At 62.0% G+C, this 16,388-nt stretch carries 18 protein-coding genes; 9 read left to right on the top strand and 9 right to left on the bottom strand.

Annotated elements, in window-relative coordinates; translation table 11 throughout:
- Positions 1 to 5: 5 nt before the first annotated feature.
- From uraH to CWM61_RS00085, 3 genes are read right to left on the bottom strand one after another with little or no spacing between them, the layout of a single operon-like run.
- Positions 6 to 332: a hydroxyisourate hydrolase gene (gene uraH / locus CWM61_RS00095; protein ID WP_061154622.1), complete on the bottom strand. Its 327-nt coding sequence runs from the start codon at positions 330 to 332 to the stop codon at positions 6 to 8.
- Positions 329 to 829 (bottom strand): 2-oxo-4-hydroxy-4-carboxy-5-ureidoimidazoline decarboxylase, encoded by a 501-nt coding sequence (gene uraD, locus CWM61_RS00090; protein ID WP_100630391.1) that lies wholly within the window; start codon positions 827 to 829, stop codon positions 329 to 331. Before uraD ends, uraH begins: the two co-directional genes overlap by 4 nt.
- Positions 807 to 2,186, bottom strand: coding sequence for a nucleobase:cation symporter-2 family protein (locus tag CWM61_RS00085; protein WP_074385883.1), 1,380 nt, complete (start codon positions 2,184 to 2,186; stop codon positions 807 to 809). The genes uraD and CWM61_RS00085 overlap by 23 nt, the downstream gene beginning before the upstream one ends.
- 345 nt (positions 2,187 to 2,531) lie before the next feature.
- On the opposite strand from CWM61_RS00085, the gene hpxO reads away from it, so the two are divergent.
- Positions 2,532 to 3,686, top strand: a complete 1,155-nt coding sequence (gene hpxO, locus CWM61_RS00080; RefSeq protein ID WP_061154625.1) for an FAD-dependent urate hydroxylase HpxO — start codon at positions 2,532 to 2,534, stop codon at positions 3,684 to 3,686.
- Here the strand turns inward: hpxO and hpxR are convergent.
- Positions 3,667 to 4,590 (bottom strand): LysR family hpxDE operon transcriptional regulator HpxR, encoded by a 924-nt coding sequence (hpxR, locus tag CWM61_RS00075; protein ID WP_008804925.1) that lies wholly within the window; start codon positions 4,588 to 4,590, stop codon positions 3,667 to 3,669. The two genes, hpxO and hpxR, sit on opposite strands and share 20 nt — an antisense overlap.
- A gap of 125 nt (positions 4,591 to 4,715) precedes the next feature.
- Between hpxR and hpxD the strand changes: the two genes are divergently transcribed.
- Both hpxD and hpxE read left to right on the top strand, forming a co-directional pair.
- Entirely contained in the window at positions 4,716 to 5,753 is a 1,038-nt protein-coding gene (gene hpxD, locus CWM61_RS00070; protein ID WP_004148366.1) for a molybdenum cofactor-independent xanthine hydroxylase subunit HpxD, read from the top strand.
- Positions 5,754 to 5,764: 11 nt separating this feature from the next.
- Positions 5,765 to 6,739, top strand: coding sequence for a molybdenum cofactor-independent xanthine hydroxylase subunit HpxE (gene hpxE, locus CWM61_RS00065; protein ID WP_100630389.1), 975 nt, complete (start codon positions 5,765 to 5,767; stop codon positions 6,737 to 6,739).
- Here hpxE and CWM61_RS00060 read toward each other — a convergent pair.
- Entirely contained in the window at positions 6,716 to 7,954 is a 1,239-nt protein-coding gene (locus tag CWM61_RS00060; RefSeq protein ID WP_032413413.1) for an MFS transporter, read from the bottom strand. The genes hpxE and CWM61_RS00060 overlap by 24 nt on opposite strands.
- 105 nt (positions 7,955 to 8,059) lie before the next feature.
- On the opposite strand from CWM61_RS00060, the gene CWM61_RS00055 reads away from it, so the two are divergent.
- Positions 8,060 to 9,004, top strand: coding sequence for an AraC family transcriptional regulator (locus CWM61_RS00055; protein ID WP_100630388.1), 945 nt, complete (start codon positions 8,060 to 8,062; stop codon positions 9,002 to 9,004).
- A gap of 9 nt (positions 9,005 to 9,013) precedes the next feature.
- Here CWM61_RS00055 and CWM61_RS00050 read toward each other — a convergent pair whose 3' ends face one another.
- The 3 genes from CWM61_RS00050 to CWM61_RS00040 form a co-directional block, all read right to left on the bottom strand.
- A complete protein-coding gene (locus tag CWM61_RS00050; RefSeq protein WP_100630386.1) occupies positions 9,014 to 9,769 on the bottom strand; it encodes a VOC family protein in 756 nt (251 codons plus the stop codon).
- Positions 9,770 to 9,946: 177 nt separating this feature from the next.
- Positions 9,947 to 10,258 (bottom strand): cupin domain-containing protein, encoded by a 312-nt coding sequence (locus CWM61_RS00045; RefSeq protein ID WP_004205936.1) that lies wholly within the window; start codon positions 10,256 to 10,258, stop codon positions 9,947 to 9,949.
- 21 nt (positions 10,259 to 10,279) lie between these two features.
- The gene (locus CWM61_RS00040) at positions 10,280 to 10,543 is read right to left on the bottom strand and encodes a VF530 family DNA-binding protein (RefSeq protein ID WP_002904643.1); all 264 of its coding nucleotides are present in this window, start codon (positions 10,541 to 10,543) and stop codon (positions 10,280 to 10,282) included.
- 283 nt (positions 10,544 to 10,826) lie between these two features.
- On the opposite strand from CWM61_RS00040, the gene CWM61_RS00035 reads away from it, so the two are divergent.
- The 4 genes from CWM61_RS00035 to CWM61_RS00020 are packed head-to-tail and all read left to right on the top strand — an operon-like array spanning position 10,827 to position 14,129.
- Positions 10,827 to 11,855, top strand: a complete 1,029-nt coding sequence (locus CWM61_RS00035) for an isopenicillin N synthase family dioxygenase (protein ID WP_032435343.1) — start codon at positions 10,827 to 10,829, stop codon at positions 11,853 to 11,855.
- A 23-nt stretch (positions 11,856 to 11,878) separates the two neighbouring features.
- Positions 11,879 to 12,685 (top strand): MetQ/NlpA family ABC transporter substrate-binding protein, encoded by an 807-nt coding sequence (locus CWM61_RS00030; protein WP_100630384.1) that lies wholly within the window; start codon positions 11,879 to 11,881, stop codon positions 12,683 to 12,685.
- Positions 12,682 to 13,473, top strand: a complete 792-nt coding sequence (locus CWM61_RS00025; RefSeq protein WP_074385890.1) for a methionine ABC transporter ATP-binding protein — start codon at positions 12,682 to 12,684, stop codon at positions 13,471 to 13,473. Before CWM61_RS00030 ends, CWM61_RS00025 begins: the two co-directional genes overlap by 4 nt.
- Positions 13,470 to 14,129, top strand: a complete 660-nt coding sequence (locus CWM61_RS00020; RefSeq protein WP_004217626.1) for a methionine ABC transporter permease — start codon at positions 13,470 to 13,472, stop codon at positions 14,127 to 14,129. Before CWM61_RS00025 ends, CWM61_RS00020 begins: the two co-directional genes overlap by 4 nt.
- A gap of 10 nt (positions 14,130 to 14,139) precedes the next feature.
- Here the strand turns inward: CWM61_RS00020 and CWM61_RS00015 are convergent, their stop codons facing one another.
- Positions 14,140 to 15,198 carry an NAD(P)H-dependent flavin oxidoreductase gene (locus CWM61_RS00015; protein ID WP_227521369.1) on the bottom strand — a complete coding sequence of 353 codons (1,059 nt, stop codon included), beginning with the start codon at positions 15,196 to 15,198 and terminating at the stop codon, positions 14,140 to 14,142.
- Between the two features lie 89 nt (positions 15,199 to 15,287).
- On the opposite strand from CWM61_RS00015, the gene CWM61_RS00010 reads away from it, so the two are divergent.
- The gene (locus CWM61_RS00010) at positions 15,288 to 16,133 is read left to right on the top strand and encodes a LysR family transcriptional regulator (RefSeq protein ID WP_100630381.1); all 846 of its coding nucleotides are present in this window, start codon (positions 15,288 to 15,290) and stop codon (positions 16,131 to 16,133) included.
- Positions 16,134 to 16,388: the final 255 nt, after the last annotated feature.

Below are 16,388 nucleotides of genomic sequence, written 5' to 3'. Positions count from 1 at the left end.
CGGGTTTAGCTGCCGCGATAGGTCGACCACCCGCCCGGGGCGATGAGAAACGGCAGATGGAAATGGTCATCTGCCGCCTCGCCGATGACAAAATCAATCTGCGCCCGGGTAAAGACGCTCTCGCGCCCGGCGCGGGTAAACCACGCCCCGGTTTCCGCCGTTAAGCAATAGCTCCCCGCCGGCAGCGGTGCGGCGCTAAAGGTGGCGATACGTCCCTGGGCGTTGGTCACCAGGGTCACCAGCGTCTCGCCCTCCCGACTCAGGCTGACCGTCACGCCTTCCGCCGGCGTGCCGGTGGAAATATCCAGAATATGGGTGCTCAGGGTACTCATTCGCCAATCACTCCTTCCAGTCTTAACATCGTAATCTCTCGCAGCTGGGCAAGCGCCTCAGCCACTTCTTCGTCGGCGGTATGCTGCAGCCGGCGCGTCAGCGCCTGTAAAATCGCTTCGCCGCTGCGCCCTTTGGCGCGGATTAAAAACACCCGGCCAAAACGGGCCTCGTAGCGGGCATTGCCCTCCTGCAGGGCCTGCGCGAGCCGCTCATTCTCGCTGTCCACCGCCGACTGTTCCTGGCGCGACAGCGCCGCGTGCGCCTGGCTGCCGGTCGGCTTTTCACCGATTCGCGGATGGGCGCTGAGCGCCGCGTTCAGCTCGTCCTCTCCCCAGTAATCCATCGCCTCACGGGCGGTCTGCAGTAGCGCCTGGCGGCTGGCGAAAGGTCGCAAGCTCACCAGCGTCTCGCCCCAGGCCGGGATCGCCACGCAGGGGGCCAGCAGCCCCACCGCCTCATCTTTACGCAGGCCGTTAAACTGACTCAGCACGATCATCCTGACTCCTTATCGTTTTCGTCGCCGCCTGCTCCTGCGGCAGAATAAGGTTCAGCGCTATCGCTACCAGCCCACCGCTGGTGGCCGCCGAACCGAACAGATCGCCGACCATCGGCGGAAAATGGCTGAGAAACGCCGGTACTGACTCGACGCCAAGGCCAGCACCAAACGCCAGACCCACAATCAGCACATCGCGACGGCTCAGCGGGGTCTGGGTAATAATCCGGATCCCGGCCGCCACTACACAGCCAAACATCACCATCGTGGCGCCCCCCAGCACCGGCGCCGGGATCTGCCGCAGCAGTTCGCCTACCGGGGGAAACAGTCCAAGCAGGATCAGAATCACGCCAATGTAGCGTCCGACATAGCGGCTGGCCACCCCGGTCATCTGGATCACGCCGTTGTTCTGCGCGAAGGTGGTGTTCGGAAAAGCACAGAGCATGGCGGCCACCATACAGCTGACGCCGTCCGCCAGGATACCGCCCTTCAGCCGGTTACGAAAAGCATGGTCATCAATAGACTGTTGCGAAATCAGCGAGTTGGCCGTCAGATCGCCGACCGCCTCCAGAATACAGACCAGCGACACCAGGGCGACCGGCAGAAATATCGCGCTGTTAAACTGAAAGCCGAACGGAAACAGCGTCGGCAGGCGAAACAGAGTGTCGCCCAGGCTATGGAGATGGAACTGACCGCTCAGCCCTGCCGCGACGCAGCCCACGGCAATGCCCACCACCACCGAGGAGAGCCGCAGCCAGCGGTTTTTGGCGCAGCTCAGCAGGACGATAACCCCGAGGGTGCCCGCTCCGAGCGCGATATTGCTCATGCTGGCGAAATCCTCGGCCTTTTCCCCACCGCACCAGTTGATGACGCTGACCTTGATCAGGCTGATGCCGATCAGCGCAATCACGCTGCCGGTAATGATGGGAGTAAAGATTTTCTTCAGCGGTTCGATAAAGCGGCTGACAATCACCGGCACCAGAGCGGCGACAAAGTTAACGCCAAACAGCATCGCCATCATATCCTGCGGCCCGCCGCCCTGCGCTTTTACCCACATCCCTCCGGCCACCGTCACGCCGAGGAAGGCGAAGCTGGTGCCCTGCATGCAGATCATCCCGGCGCCAACGCCCCATACCCGACTGGACTGCAGAAAGGTGCCAATGCCCGAGGCCAGCAGCGACATACTGATGAGATACGGCAGCCAGTCGCCAAGCCCGAGGGTAGCGCCGATGATCAGCGGCGGCGTGATGATCCCCACCAGGCCCGCCAGCACATGCTGGAGAGCGCTGAAAAAGGCCGGAAGCGGTGGGATCCGCTGTTCAAGGCCGTAAAGCAGGCCACTGTGATGTTCGTCAGACATGGTGTAATCCCATAGCAAAGAGAAGTGCATGGGCTAGTGCACAAAGCAGGCCAGAGACGACAAAAACGACCAGAAAATTTCATTAATTCTGCAAAATCATTAACTTAAATTACTCTATTTACCTATACCTCCCCACCGATGCTGAACCAGAGCGATGAAACGATAGATTCTCAATGCGACATTGAGAAACTTTTGATTCATAAAAAGGCAACCAATATGTCACATTGCACCGATGCGGTGCGTCATGACCTGTCTCTGTGCCTCTGGCAGGCGGTTTTCCTTCCTCCGGCGAACTGGTACGCAAATTGCTGTAGTCAGTCACAACATCGGGAGAAGGAGAAAAAAATGAAAGCAATCGTGATTGGCGCCGGCATCGGCGGCTTAAGTGCGGCAGTGGCGCTCAAACAGTCGGGGATCGACTGCGACGTCTATGAAGCGGTGAAAGAGATCAAACCGGTCGGCGCGGCGATTTCCGTGTGGCCCAACGGCGTGAAGTGCATGGCCCACCTCGGCATGGGCGACATCATGGAGACCTTCGGCGGGCCGCTGCGCCGCATGGCGTATCGCGACTTCCGCAGCGGCGAGAACATGACCCAGTTCAGTCTCGCCCCGCTGATCGAACGCACCGGCAGCCGGCCCTGCCCGGTTTCCCGGGCAGAGTTGCAGCGGGAAATGCTGGATTTCTGGGGACGGGAAAGTGTGCAGTTCGGCAAACGCGTCACCCGCTGTGAGGAAGATGCCGACGGCGTGACGGTGTGGTTTACCGATGGCAGCAGCGCCAGCGGCGATCTGCTGATTGCCGCCGACGGCAGCCATTCCGCACTGCGTCCGTGGGTGCTGGGCTTTACCCCGCAGCGCCGCTACGCCGGCTACGTCAACTGGAACGGTCTGGTGGAGATAGATGAAGCGCTGGCACCCGGCGATCAGTGGACCACCTTTGTCGGCGAAGGCAAGCGCGTCTCGCTGATGCCGGTCTCCGACGGCCGGTTTTACTTTTTCTTTGATGTGCCGCTGCCGGCGGGTCTGGCGGAGGATCGCGACACGCTGCGCGCCGACCTCAGCCGCTACTTTGCCGGTTGGGCGTCGCCGGTGCAGCAGCTTATCGCCACCCTCGATCCGCAGACCACCAACCGTATTGAAATCCATGATATCGAGCCGTTCAGCCGCCTGGTGCGCGGCCGCGTCGCGCTACTGGGCGACGCCGGACACAGTACCACCCCGGATATTGGCCAGGGGGGCTGCGCGGCGATGGAAGATGCGGTGGTGCTGGGCGCCGTTTTCCGCCAGACCCACGATATTGCGGCCGCCCTGCGCGAGTATGAAGCCCAGCGCTGCGACCGGGTTCGTGACCTGGTGCTGAAGGCGCGCAAGCGCTGCGATATCACCCACGGGAAGGATATGCAGCTCACCGAAGCCTGGTACCAGGAGCTGCGCGAGGAGACCGGGGAGCGCATTATCAACGGCATGTGCGACACCATCCTCAGCGGGCCGCTGGGCTGACCGTCGCCATGGATTCAATCACCGCACTCAGCGTCTGAATGGCCATTTGCGCGGGCCGCGAAAGCTGACGCGAGGGCGCGGTGCACAGCGCCAGGGTCAGCGGTCGCAGCAGCGTACTGCGCAGCGGGATAAAGGCCAGCTGTCCGCGCTGGACCTCGTCCAGTACGTCGAGCAGGCTGAGGAGCGTCACGCCGCTGCCGCGCAGCACCAGCGACTTGATGAGCCGGATATCATTGCAGCTGATGGTATTCTCCGGCGCAAAGTCATGGTGGCGATAGAGGAGCGCCACCCGCTCATGGACGATCAGCGGCGCGCCGGGCACGATATGCCGCTCCAGGCTGAGCTCGCCCAATGACAGCGCTTTCGCCCCCGCCAGGGGGTGGTCCGGGCGCATCACAATCCCCACTTCCAGTTCGGCAAAGGCCAGCACGCTGAGTCCGGCCTGCCCCTGCGGATCGAGGATCAGGCCGACGTCCAGGTCCGCCTGACGCACTTTCTGGCTGACGGTGTGGCTGTCGGCCACCTGCAGATCCAGTTCCAGCCACGGCCAGCTGGCGATGATCTCAGCCAGCGCGGCGGCGAAGCCCCCTTCCGCCAGCGCCTGCACCATCCCAACGCTGACGCTCCCGCGCTTCATCCCCTGCAGCTCATCAAATTTCTGTCGGGTCTGACGAAATTCCTTCTGCCAGCGCAGCAGATTGTCATACAGCAGTTCACCGGCGGTGGTCATCCGCAGTCCCTCCGGCAGGCGCTCGAACAGCGGAGTGCCGAAGGCCTCCTCGGCCTGCAGGATCTGGCGGTTAATTGCCGAGGCGGAGATATGCAGCTGCTCGGCGGCCCGGCGCAAGCTGCCGCAGCGGGCCACGGCGATAAAATAGTGCGCGAAACGGGAAAATGGACTCATGGCACCCCTGTACTCTTTTTTGCAACAGCTGAGTGAATTAATGGTGATGGATGTGAACACCCTAATATGACAACAATAATCTCACAACAATAAAACAATCACCGATGTGAGCAGGAAGAGAAATCATGAAGACAATCACCCCCACGCCCCCCGCCCATTGCACCTTTGATCCAGAGGACTGGCTGCGGCTGGCCCGCTGCTGGCACCCGGTGGCCCGCGCCTGCGATATTACCGGCGCCCCGGTGAAAGCCACCCTGCTGGACGAACAGCTGGTTATCTACCGTATTAAAGGCCAGGTGGTGGTCGCCCGCGACGTCTGCCCGCACCGCGGGGTGCCGCTGACCCTGGGGTTTCATGAAGAGGAAGGCATCGTCTGCCCCTATCATGGCCTGCGCTTTGGCGAGGATGGCCGCTGCAACCGTATCCCCTCCAGCCCGGGGCAACCCATTCCGGCCAAACTGCATCTCACCAGCTTCGCCGTGGAGGAGCGCTACGGGCTGATCTGGACCTGCCTGGCCTGCGATCCGGACAATCCGCCGCCGTTACCGACCATGCCGCACTGGGACGACGCGGGATTTCAGCAAATCAACTGCCCGGCCTTCGAGGTGAAGGGGTTTGCCGGCCGCCAGGTCGAAGGCTTTCTCGATGTCGCCCACTTCGCGTGGATCCACACCGACACCTTCGCCGATCCGGACAACCAGCAGGTGCCGGACTACACCCCGCAGGAGACGCCGTTCGGCTTTGTTGCCGACTACTGGAGCTCGGTGGGCAATTACCCGGCCAGCTCCGATTTCCGCGCGCCGGAAGGGTTCCAGTGGCTGCGTCACTTTGAAATGCATCTGCCGTTCACCGCTACGCTGACCATCCATTTTCCCGCCGACGCCAGGCTGGTGATCATGAACGCCGCCTCGCCGGTATCGTCACGGGTGACGCGGATGTTTGCCCCTATTGCCCGCAATTTCGACCTGCACGTGCCGGTGGAAGACGTACATGCGTTCAACCTGCGGGTGTTCGAAGAGGACCGCCTGATGGTAGAAACCCAGCGTCCGGAGCGGCTGCCGCTGGATCTGACCCTTGAGGCGCATATTCCGGCAGACCGCAGCTCCATCGCCTACCGGCGCGGGCTGAAGAAGATGGGTTTTGGCGATTTCTTTCTGGTATGAGTGGAGGTCATATGCGCGACATATTCCCCGTGGTGGTCGATGGCCTGTGGCGTCAGGGCGCGAAAAATCTGGCCGTTCGTCTGGTGAGCGCCGAGGGGCAATCGCTGCCGGCGTGGACGCCCGGCGCCCATATCGATCTCCATCTTCCCTGCGGGCTGATCCGTCAGTACTCCCTGACCGGCAACCCGGCCGAACGGGATCACTATCTGCTCTGCATCGCCCGCGAGGCGCAGTCCCGCGGTGGCTCAGGCTATGTCCACGACACCCTGCGCCCGGGACAGCCGCTGATGATCTCTGCCCCGCGCAACCACTTTCCGCTGCACGAGGGCGGCCATGTGGTGCTTCTCGCCGCCGGGATCGGCATTACGCCGCTGCTGGCGATGGCCCACGCCCGGGCGGCGTCCGGCGCCAGCTTTACGCTGCACTATTACGTTAGCCGTGCGCAGGAGGCCGCCTTCACCACCGAGATCGCCCGCCAGCTAACCGGTGGAATCTGCCAGATCCACAGCTCAGATGAGGGGCAGAGTCCGCGCCAGCGGCTGGCACAGGATCTGGGGGCGCCGGACGCCGACACCCGGGTCTACTTCTGCGGTCCGCCCGGATTTATGGCCCGGGTTCGCGATACCGCGCGGGTGGCCGGATGGGAGGAGGTACAATTGCACAGCGAAGCGTTCCAGCCACCCGCCCCGACGGCAGCGTCGGCGGCGGACGGAACCTTCACTATCACCCTCGCCTCCACCGGGGAGCGCTGGCCGGTCCCGGGGGACAAAACCATCGCCCAGGTGCTACAGGAGCATGGCGTCGCGGTGCCGCTCTCCTGCGAGATGGGGATCTGCGGCGCCTGCCTGACGCCGGTGCGGGAGGGAATTGTCGACCACCGGGATACCGTGCAGTCGGAGGCGGAAAAACGGGCCGCAGAGCAGCATATTGCGCTGTGCTGCTCCCGCAGCCTGTCGGCCAATTTAGTTATCGATCTCGCGGGATAAGCGGCCCGTCTCCGGCTGGTCAGCGCTGGCGACCGGTTTCACCCGCACGGCGGCGAAGACAATCACCATCGCGCTCAACAACAGCAGACCGCTGCCGGTGAAGACGCCGCTGGCGCCGTGCAAATCAAATACCGCCCCGCCGCCGGCGGCCCCGGCGCTGATGGCCAGCTGAATAGAGGCGACCAGCAGACCGCCCGCGCTTTCTGCTTCATCCGGCACGGTGGTGGCAAGCCAGGTGGACCAGGCCACCGGCACCAGACCGAAGGCAAATCCCCACAGGGCGACCAGCAGCCCGTCCAGCACGGTCAAATGGCCAAACGTCACCATCAGCAGCGCCAGAACGCTCATCATCAACGGCACCAGCGCCAGGGTCAGGCGCAGGCTACGGCTCAGCAGATAGCTCGCCACCGAGGTGCCGATAAAGTTAGCGATACCGAAGCCGAGCAATATCAGCGAGACGCCTTCGACACTGGCCTGCGCCACGGTCTCAAGGAACGGCCGCAGGTAGGTAAAGAAGGCGAAATGGCCGCTAAAAATCAGGATCGTCGCCAGCATGCCGCCCAGCATACCGGGACGGCGCAGCACCCTGAACAGCGTGGAGAAGGTCCCGACGCTCTCCGGACGCATGGAGGGCAGCACCCACAGTTGCCAGAGCAGCGCCAGCAGGCTGGGTATCGCACAGAGAATAAACACGTTGCGCCAGCCGATCAGCTCGCCAAGATAGCTGCCGAGCGGCGCGGCTACCACCGTAGCGACAGACACCGCGGAAAAGATGATCGCCAGCGCCTTCGGCACATGGGCCGCCGGCACCAGACGCATCGCCGTGGCAGTGGACATCGCCCAGAAGCCGCCGATGGCGACCCCCAGCAGCAGACGACCCAGCAGAAGAAACGCCAGCGAATCGGCAAAAGCGACCATCAGGCTGGAGACTATTTGCAGCACGGAAAAGAACATCAGCACCCAGCGGCGATCGATATTGCGGGTGGCGGTGGCGATCAGCAGGCCGGTGACTAACGCCACCAGCGCCGTCGCGGTGACCGCCTGTCCGGCCATCCCTTCACTGACGCCGAGGCTGCTGGCCATCGGCGTTAACAGGCTGGCGGGCAGAAACTCGGCCACGATCAGGCCGAACACCCCGAGGGCCAGGGCATAGACGGCGCGCCAGGCAGGTTTGGCGGGAGACAGGCTCGCGTCAGCAGCTATGCAGGAACTCATATACAACTCTCCAGTTTTATTAACATCCTGGTCATCTTAGGGACTTACCTTCGGACGATATATGATGCATACTCTTCAGTTATTGATTATTCGTCCGGAATTACCATGAGCCAGCCTACTATCGACCTGACCAGCGAACTGTTACGCGGTATGCGCCTCTCCGGCGTTAACTACCGGCGCATCGAAACCGCACGCCCGTTCGGTGTCGGCTTTAGCGCCGTGGCGGGCAAAGCCCAGTTCCATTTCATCAGCCGCGGGCCGGTGCTGCTGCGCATGGCCAGTGGAGAACAGTTCACCCTCGAGAGCGGCGATGCGCTGTTTATTCCCAACGGCGACGGGCACGCCCTGCTCTCGGATCCGCAGGCCACGGTGGTCAATGTGGCCCAGCTACCCAGCGAAACGGTGTGCAGCACAGTGAGCTGTATCAACGCCGGCGGCCGCCCGGACTGCCCGGAGCGCGCCGTCATTTTCAGCGGTTGTATGGACTTTGAGCTCGGCGGCATGCAGCCGCTGGTAAAGGCCATGCCCGAGGTGATGCGGGTCAGCAGCCTGCTAAACACCTGGCCGGAGATCCAGCCGCTGCTGGTGGCAATGGAGCGGGAATCCCTCACCCGCCAGGTAGGCTATGCCGGGATCCTCGCCCGGCTGGCGGACGTGGTGGCCGCGCTGATTGTCCGTGGCTGGGTAGAGTGCGGATGTGGCAACGCCACCGGTTGGGTACAGGTCCTGCGCGATCCCCGGCTGGCAAAAGCGATCTATGCCATGCATCAGCGCCCGGGGGTCAACTGGAAAGTGGAAGATCTGGCGCGGGAGGCGGGGCTTTCACGCTCGCTGTTCGCGGAACGTTTTCTCGCCGCGACAGACACCACCCCCGCCCGCTATCTGACCGAGCTGCGTATGCGGCTGGCGGTGCAGTACATTACCCACGAAGGCCAGGCGCTGGAAACGGTCGCCTTCAGCCTCGGGTATCAATCGCTGGCGGCCTTCAGCCGGGCCTTCAAACGCATCACCGGCCAGCCGCCGGGGGCCCTGCGCGCCACGGCACGCTAGATTCAGCTTTTATGTAAAGCGATACACGCCGTTGCCGACGCGAAAGCGCTGTCCCTTAAGCGCCGGGTTGGCGACGCGAAACACCAGTTCGGTCAGCTGGTTGGCGGGTCCTTCGCGGAAAGTAAACCACTGGCCGCCCACGTCCAGTCCCTGCTCCCCCTGGGGCGGGAAGCCCAGCAGCGCCTGCCAGCGATCGCGCACCGCCTGCGGATTGACCACCTCGAACACCGCCTGCTCAAGCGCAATGTCGCCCAGCGGATGCGGCACGTCCAGCTCCTGGGAACGCAGCCGCGCCAGCCGGGTGGTATCGTCTTCTCCCCACTGCAGCACAAATGGATAGACCAGCCCGTCAGTGTCGCCATCGATGGTGAAGATCCGCCAGCGGATGACATTGCCCTGCGGATCGTTGCGCTGACCATCGACAATCGGTGACACCGCCAACCCCTTGCGACGCAACTGGTCATGAGTGGCCTCGATGTCGTCGCTGCGCAGCGCTACCCGAAACAGCGCTTCGTTCTCCGGCAGCAACCGCTCGGCATCCCGCGAAAGCAGGAACCTGTCCGTCGCGGCGCGCAGTTCGTCCGGGTCGGAAATGGCGAGGAATTCGATATAGGTCAGGCCAAAATAGCTCAGCGCATTGCGGGTTCCCCACCCCGGATGCCGCCCTCCGGCTACCGCCCGCAGCTGCTGGTCGGCAAAGGTCTGAATGGCCGCTTCCGGCTGATTCACAAACTGTACTGCGTGGTCCCACTGCAAGGTTGCCATGATCTCTCCCGCGATTGTGCCTGTTCAGGCGCCTGCGGCAAAAGATAGTGCTGGGGTGAAGGGAATGGCAAACAAGAATTAAATATATCGAAAGCAGGATAAGTGATTTATATCAACGCGGTATGTTGAATCTGACCGGTGATGAAACGGCGGGCTAAGAACCGCCCGCCGGGAGGATCAGACCGACCCTTCTTTCTCGATCACCAGAATACGCGCCGCCCCCTGCGGATGGGCGACATGCTCGCATCCCACCTCGGCGTAGAAGATATCGCCAGCGTTCAGCATGATGACCTGCTCCTCGCCGTCGACTTTCACATGCATCGCCACCTGACCATCCATCACGGCAAACACCTCCTGACCATCGTTGATGTGCCAGATATAGGGTTGGTCGGTCCAGTGCAGACGCACGGTGGTCCCGGAAAAATTGGCGATATCCAGCGCGCCCCACGCGCGGTCGGCGGTGAAATCTTTACTGCTCCAGCTCTGCATGATGGTGTCCTGTGGTAAGGGTTATTTTTTCTGCCAGTTTGCCCAGGGATCCGCTTTCTCCACCGGCGCGTCATCATCAAGGGAGGCGAGATACATGGCCTCCACCTCTTTGCGCGCCCACGGCGTCCGGCGGAGAAATTTGAGGCTGGACTTAATGCTGGGATCGCTTTTAAAGCAGTTAATGTTGACCTGGCGGGCCATTTCCGCCCAGCCATAGCGCGCCACCAGGGCATTGAGCAACGCTTCCAGCGTCACGCCGTGCAGAGGATCTTTCGAGCTGTGCATTACGATACGTCCGTTCCGCATTAAAAAAGTGCGCCTACCTTACTGGCTCTGACCGACGGGCGCAACCGGCTTCATTACGCGCTTCGCGCCTATATCTATTTAACGCAAAAGCACTGAACCCCGCGCGGTCATAAATTAGAAAATAACGTTATTGGTTGCTTATTTGGCCTTGAGGCAAGCTGTGTTCAGCCCCGGACAGAGGAAATCACCATGCGCTGCTGTTGTGCCCGAACCCTGAACCTGAATCGATCCATAACTTATTACCCCGTTTTCGGAGAACACAATGAACGCGACCACCCTGCCGATTCTCGACCTGGCCCGCTACTCGGACCCCGCGGATAAAGCGGCCTTCCTGGCCGACCTACGTCACGCCGCCCGCGACATCGGCTTCTTCTATTTGATCAACCACGGTGTGGACGACGCGCTTCAATATGAAGTTCAGCGCCAGTCCCAACGCTTTTTTGCTCTCGATGAGGCGCAAAAGCAGCAGGTGGCGATGATCCACTCCCCCCATTTTCGCGGCTATAACCGCGCGGCATCGGAGCTAACGCGCGGCCAGCCTGACTGGCGAGAGCAGTTTGATATCGGCGCCGAACGTCCGGCGCTGACCCTCAGCGACGACGCCCCGCGCTGGCAGCGCCTGCAGGGTCCGAATCTGTGGCCTGCCGCCCTGCCGTCGCTTAAACCGGTGTTACTTCACTGGCAACAGCAGATGACCCAGGTGGGCATCCGCCTGCTGCGCGCTTTTGCCGAAGCCCTGCAGCTCCCGGAGAATGCCTTTGACCGGCTCTACGGCGAGAAACCCAACGAGCATATCAAACTGATCCGCTATCCCGGCCAGCAGGAGACCCAAAGCAGCCAGGGCGTCGGCGCCCATAAAGATTCCGGTTTTCTCAGCTTCCTGCTGCAGGACGAGCAAAAAGGACTGCAGGTAGAGGTCGCGCCTGGACAATGGATCGACGCCGTGCCGCTGGCCGGCAGCTTTGTGGTCAATATTGGCGAACTGCTGGAGCTGGCGACCAACGGGTATTTGCGCGCCACCGTCCATCGCGTGGTGTCGCCGCCGGCGCAGCAGCAGCGCCTCTCCATTGCTTTCTTCCTCGGTGCCCAGCTTGACGCAGTGGTGCCGGTTTACACCCTGCCGCCCGAACTGGCGCGTGAAGCGCGAGGTCCGGACAGCGACCCGCACAATCCGCTGCTGCGCGATGTCGGCTGGAATTATCTCAAGGGCCGTCTGCGTTCCCATCCGGACGTGGCGGAACGCTACTATCAGGACGTGTTTCGCGAACGCGCCGAGCAATTGATCGTTTAACCATAACTAAAAAGGAACACACCATGAAATATGCCGCTTTTAAACTGGCAGGGGTCGCACTGTCTCTTTCTCTGGCATGGACGTCTGCCCAGGCTGCCGCGCTGCGCGTCGCCGCGGACCCGGTTCCCCACGCGGAGATCCTCAACTACATCAAAAAAATCGATCCAAGTCTCGATCTGAAGGTGGTGGAGCTGACCAGCGGGGTCAACGCCAATGAACTGCTGGCCAGTGGCGATGTGGATGCCAACTACTTCCAGCATGTCCCCTATCTGAAGGATCAGGAAAAAGCACTGGGTAAAACCTTTGCCGTCGCGGCCACCGTTCATATTGAGCCGCTGGGGATCTACTCGCACAAGCATAAAGATTTCTCATCACTGCCGGAAAACGCCACCGTGGCGGTGCCGAATAACACCACTAACCTGAGCCGGGCGCTGTTCCTGCTGCAGGCGCAGAAGCTTATCAAGCTGGATCCCAAATTTAGCGACCCGGCCACCACCCTGGCGACGCCGAAGGATATTGTCGAGAACCCGAAACACCTGAAGATTCTGGAGATTGAATCACCGCAGATCCCGCGTTCTCTCGACGATGTCGACCTGGCGGTGATTAACGGCAACTACGCCCTGGAAGCCGGCCTGGTGCCAGCAAAAGATGCCCTGGGGCTGGAAAGCGCCGAGCATAACCCGTACGCCAATATTCTGGTGACCACCCCAGCCCTGGCGAATGACCCGCGCATTAAGGCGCTGGCGAAAGATCTGACGTCACCGCAGGTGGCGGAGTTTATCCGCAAAACCTACAACGGCTCGGTGATCCCGGTGGCCCCTCAGTCATGATAACCATCGAAGGGCTGAGCAAAACCTACGCCGGAACCGGCCGACCGGCGCTGAACGATATCGCGTTGCAGATACCGAAAGGGGCAATATACGGCATTCTCGGGCGCAGTGGCGCCGGCAAAAGTACGCTCATCCGCTGTCTCAATTTACTGGAGCGGCCCACCTCGGGCCGCATTCTGGTGAACGGACAGGATATTACCCAGTTGAACAAGGCGGCGCTGCGGGATTATCGCCTGCGTACCGGGATGATTTTCCAGCACTTCAATCTGCTGCATGCCCGCACCGTCGCCGACAACGTCGCGGTGCCGCTGGAGATTGCCGGGGTGCCGAGGGCCGCTCGCGAGGCTCGGGTGCGCGAACTGCTGGAGCTGGTGGATCTCAGCGAAAAGGCCGCCGCCTTCCCGTCGCAGCTTTCCGGCGGGCAAAAACAGCGCGTCGGCATCGCCCGGGCGCTGGCCGCCCGGCCGGAAGTGCTGCTGTGCGACGAGGCGACCAGTGCGCTGGATCCCGAGACCACCGCCTCGGTGCTGGCCCTGCTGGCGGATATTAACCAGCGCCTCAATCTGACCATCGTGCTGATTACGCACCAGCTGGAGGTGGTGAAAACCATCTGTGACCATGCGGCGCTGCTGGAACAGGGCGAGATTGTCGAGAGCGGTAAACTCGCCGACCTGCTGGTGACCCCATGGTCGCGGCTGCGCCAGTCGCTGCTGCACGACCCGCAGGCTGAACAAGATTTTCTTACCCGTCACGGCGTTCAGGGGAGGCCATTATGCGGAGTAGCATGAGCTGGGAAGATTTGTGGCCGTTATTACTCGACGGCACGCTGGATACGCTTTATATGGTGGGCCTGGCGGCCCTGTTTACCGTGCTGATCGGGCTGCCCACCGGCGTGCTGTTATTTATTTCCCGCGCCAACGGGCTGGCGCCGATGCCGAAACTGAACGCGCTGTTAGGCGCGGTGATCAACATCGGCAGGTCGCTGCCGTTTATCGTGCTGCTGATCGCCCTGATCCCCTTTACCCGCCTGATCGTCGGCACCACGCTGGGCAGCACCGCCGCCATCGTGCCGGTGACCATCGGCGCCTTTCCGTTCTTTGCCCGTCTGACGGAAAACGCGCTCGACGAGGTGGACTACGGGAGAATCGAAGCCATTCTGTCGATGGGCGGCAACGTCTGGCACGTGATTTTTAAATCCCTGCTGCCGGAAGCCCTGCCAACGCTGCTGGCCGGGATCACGCTAACCATCGTGATGCTGATTGGTTTCTCCTCCATGGCCGGCGTGATCGGCGGCGGTGGACTTGGCGACCTCGCCATCCGCTACGGCTATCAGCGGTTTAATAATGAAGTCATGTTTGGCACGGTGCTGATCCTGGTGGCGATGGTCCAGGGGGTGCAAATGGCCGGCGATCGGCTGGTGCGCAGCCTCGCTCACCGTCGCTAACCGTCAGACATTAGTTCCAGCCGCACTCTGCCGCCAGCTGGCGCACCAGACCGGCGGCGTCACCCTCGCGGATCAACCCCACACCCTGCCCGGCCCAGTGGGCGCCATACTCATGGACGCCCTGGGCTTTCGCGGCGGCGGCCAGCGCTTTGCCGATATCATACGCCAGCGGATAATCCGGCACGGCGCTCGCCTGACAGGCTTCCCCCAGCGCACAGAAGGCATTCGCCAGACAGCGTGCCGGACGCCCGGATATCGCGGAGGTTAGCACCGTACGCCCGTCAATGCTGTTGTTGATCGCCGCGCGATAACCGGCGTCGGCGGCCGATTCCGGACAGAGTAAAAACGCCGTACCGAGCTGAACGCCCTGCGCGCCCAACTGCATTACGCTGGTGATCCCCGCCCCGTCCATGATGCCCCCGGCGGCCACCACCGGGATGGTTAGCCGACGCCGCAGAAGTTGCACCAGGGTGAAGGTGCTCAGTTGGGCATCAGGCTCCTGCGGAGCGAAGATCCCCCGGTGCCCGCCCGCCTCATAGCCCTGAGCGACCACCACGTCGATCCCCTGCTGCTCAATCAGCAGCGCCTCCTGGAGCGAGGTTGCCGTCGCCAGGGTGACAATCCCCTGCTGTCGCAGACGCTGGATCGTCTCACGTTCAGGAAGACCAAAATGAAAACTCACCACCGCCGGCGACAGGTCGAGAAGCAGCTCCAGCATCGGCGCATGACCGATAAATGTCTGGTAGATCTCGCTTAACGAATCCGGTGGCGTACTGCCATAGCGGGCAAAATGGGGGCGCAACGTCTCTGCCCAGTCGGCTTCCCGCCGGGCATCGCGTCGCGGCGACGCATGGCAGAACAGATTGACATTGAACGGGCGGTCCGTCAGCTGGCGGGTGGCGACTATCATCGCTTCCGCCTGGGCAACGGTTGAAGCGCCCAGCCCCAGCGAACCCAGCGCGCCGGCATGACTTACCGCGGCAGCCAGCGCGGGGGTGGAGACGCCCGCCATCGGGGCCTGAATCAGGGGATAATCAATATCAAGAAGCGAAAGCAGCGGGTTGCTCATGGTTTCCTCATGCATTAGCGATGCCGGAGGCTTACCATCTCCTTTAAAGATGATAAGATCAATATCATTTTCATATTGAGAATAAAAATATGAACCACAGCACACTGCAGATCTTTATCCAGGTGGCAGAAACGCAAAGCGTGACGCAGGCAGCGAAACGGCTCGGCCGCGCGCAATCCAATATCACCACCCGTATTCAGCAGCTGGAAGAGGAACTTGGCGTGGAACTCTTCGTCCGTAGCAACAAAAAGATGGTGCCATCCCCGGCAGGCATTCAGTTTCTCAGCTATGCCCGGCGGATCCTGAGTCTCGCGGAGGAAGCAAAGCAGGCCCTGCATCCAGCGACGCCCGGCGGTACCCTGCGGCTGGGCGCGATGGAGGCAACCGCCGCCAGCCGTCTGCCGCCGCTGCTGACTCGCTTTCAACAGCGGTGCCCGCAGGTAGAGGTGTTGCTGATCACCCAGCCTACCTGCCAGCTGATCGAGCAGGTGGTCAACGCCAGCCTCGATGCCGCGCTGGTCTGCCTGCCCCCGGGGGCTGATGGTCAACCCGCGTGTCCGCCCGAACTGGAATCAGCCCCGGTGTTTTATGAAACTCTGATGGTGGTCCGTCCGCAGACCCCGGGCCCGCTGCGGTTCGCGGCATTCGCCAGCGGCTGCAGCTACCGCGCGCTGGGCGAACGCTGGCTGGCGGCGCAGCAGATGACCGTCGAGGTACATGAGGTGAACTCCTATCACAGCATGCTCGCCTGCGTGGCTTCCGGACGCTACGCCGGCCTGCTGCCGCAGAGCGTGCTGGCGCTGATGATGCTTCCAGAAAACTGCCTTAGCGAACCGCTGTGCGAGGCGACCACCCAACTTATCTGGCGCAACGGATTCAGCGTCCCCGCCCTTAGCGAGTGGCGCAAGCTGTTGCAAAACGTGGCGAACGACTAAGCTGAAAAAGGAAACCGCGATGCACTCGTATGAGGCGTACAAGGGCTCTTCCAGACAAACGCAGGGGCGTTTTACCGCTACAGTATCAACTCGCGAAAGAATCGCTTTTTTGCCGGGTGGCGGCTACGCCTGACCCGGCCTACAGGGCTGCGCTTTCAGGCCAAAGCGATTCTTCGGTCCGTAGGCCCGCGCAAGCGCAGCGCCGCCGGGCGCCAGGTCGCGGCTATGATGCCGCTTTTTTGCCGGGTGGCGGCT

The sequence above is a fragment of the Klebsiella sp. K-Nf6 genome (genome assembly GCF_002806655.1).
GTDB lineage: Bacteria > Pseudomonadota > Gammaproteobacteria > Enterobacterales > Enterobacteriaceae > Klebsiella > Klebsiella variicola.
Note: the sequence above shows the minus strand (reverse complement) of the source record. Positions and strands in the feature narration are given on the sequence as shown.

Bases quoted from the DNA above. Each gene is read 5' to 3' on its own strand.
- uraH (WP_061154622.1), bottom strand. From the start codon at position 332: ATGAGTACCCTGAGCACCCATATTCTGGATATTTCCACCGGCACGCCG.
- uraD (WP_100630391.1), bottom strand. From the start codon at position 829: ATGATCGTGCTGAGTCAGTTTAACGGCCTGCGTAAAGATGAGGCGGTG.
- CWM61_RS00085 (WP_074385883.1), bottom strand. From the start codon at position 2,186: ATGTCTGACGAACATCACAGTGGCCTGCTTTACGGCCTTGAACAGCGG.
- hpxO (WP_061154625.1), top strand. From the start codon at position 2,532: ATGAAAGCAATCGTGATTGGCGCCGGCATCGGCGGCTTAAGTGCGGCA.
- hpxR (WP_008804925.1), bottom strand. From the start codon at position 4,590: ATGAGTCCATTTTCCCGTTTCGCGCACTATTTTATCGCCGTGGCCCGC.
- hpxD (WP_004148366.1), top strand. From the start codon at position 4,716: ATGAAGACAATCACCCCCACGCCCCCCGCCCATTGCACCTTTGATCCA.
- hpxE (WP_100630389.1), top strand. From the start codon at position 5,765: ATGCGCGACATATTCCCCGTGGTGGTCGATGGCCTGTGGCGTCAGGGC.
- CWM61_RS00060 (WP_032413413.1), bottom strand. From the start codon at position 7,954: ATGAGTTCCTGCATAGCTGCTGACGCGAGCCTGTCTCCCGCCAAACCT.
- CWM61_RS00055 (WP_100630388.1), top strand. From the start codon at position 8,060: ATGAGCCAGCCTACTATCGACCTGACCAGCGAACTGTTACGCGGTATG.
- CWM61_RS00050 (WP_100630386.1), bottom strand. From the start codon at position 9,769: ATGGCAACCTTGCAGTGGGACCACGCAGTACAGTTTGTGAATCAGCCG.
- CWM61_RS00045 (WP_004205936.1), bottom strand. From the start codon at position 10,258: ATGCAGAGCTGGAGCAGTAAAGATTTCACCGCCGACCGCGCGTGGGGC.
- CWM61_RS00040 (WP_002904643.1), bottom strand. From the start codon at position 10,543: ATGCACAGCTCGAAAGATCCTCTGCACGGCGTGACGCTGGAAGCGTTG.
- CWM61_RS00035 (WP_032435343.1), top strand. From the start codon at position 10,827: ATGAACGCGACCACCCTGCCGATTCTCGACCTGGCCCGCTACTCGGAC.
- CWM61_RS00030 (WP_100630384.1), top strand. From the start codon at position 11,879: ATGAAATATGCCGCTTTTAAACTGGCAGGGGTCGCACTGTCTCTTTCT.
- CWM61_RS00025 (WP_074385890.1), top strand. From the start codon at position 12,682: ATGATAACCATCGAAGGGCTGAGCAAAACCTACGCCGGAACCGGCCGA.
- CWM61_RS00020 (WP_004217626.1), top strand. From the start codon at position 13,470: ATGAGCTGGGAAGATTTGTGGCCGTTATTACTCGACGGCACGCTGGAT.
- CWM61_RS00015 (WP_227521369.1), bottom strand. From the start codon at position 15,198: ATGAGCAACCCGCTGCTTTCGCTTCTTGATATTGATTATCCCCTGATT.
- CWM61_RS00010 (WP_100630381.1), top strand. From the start codon at position 15,288: ATGAACCACAGCACACTGCAGATCTTTATCCAGGTGGCAGAAACGCAA.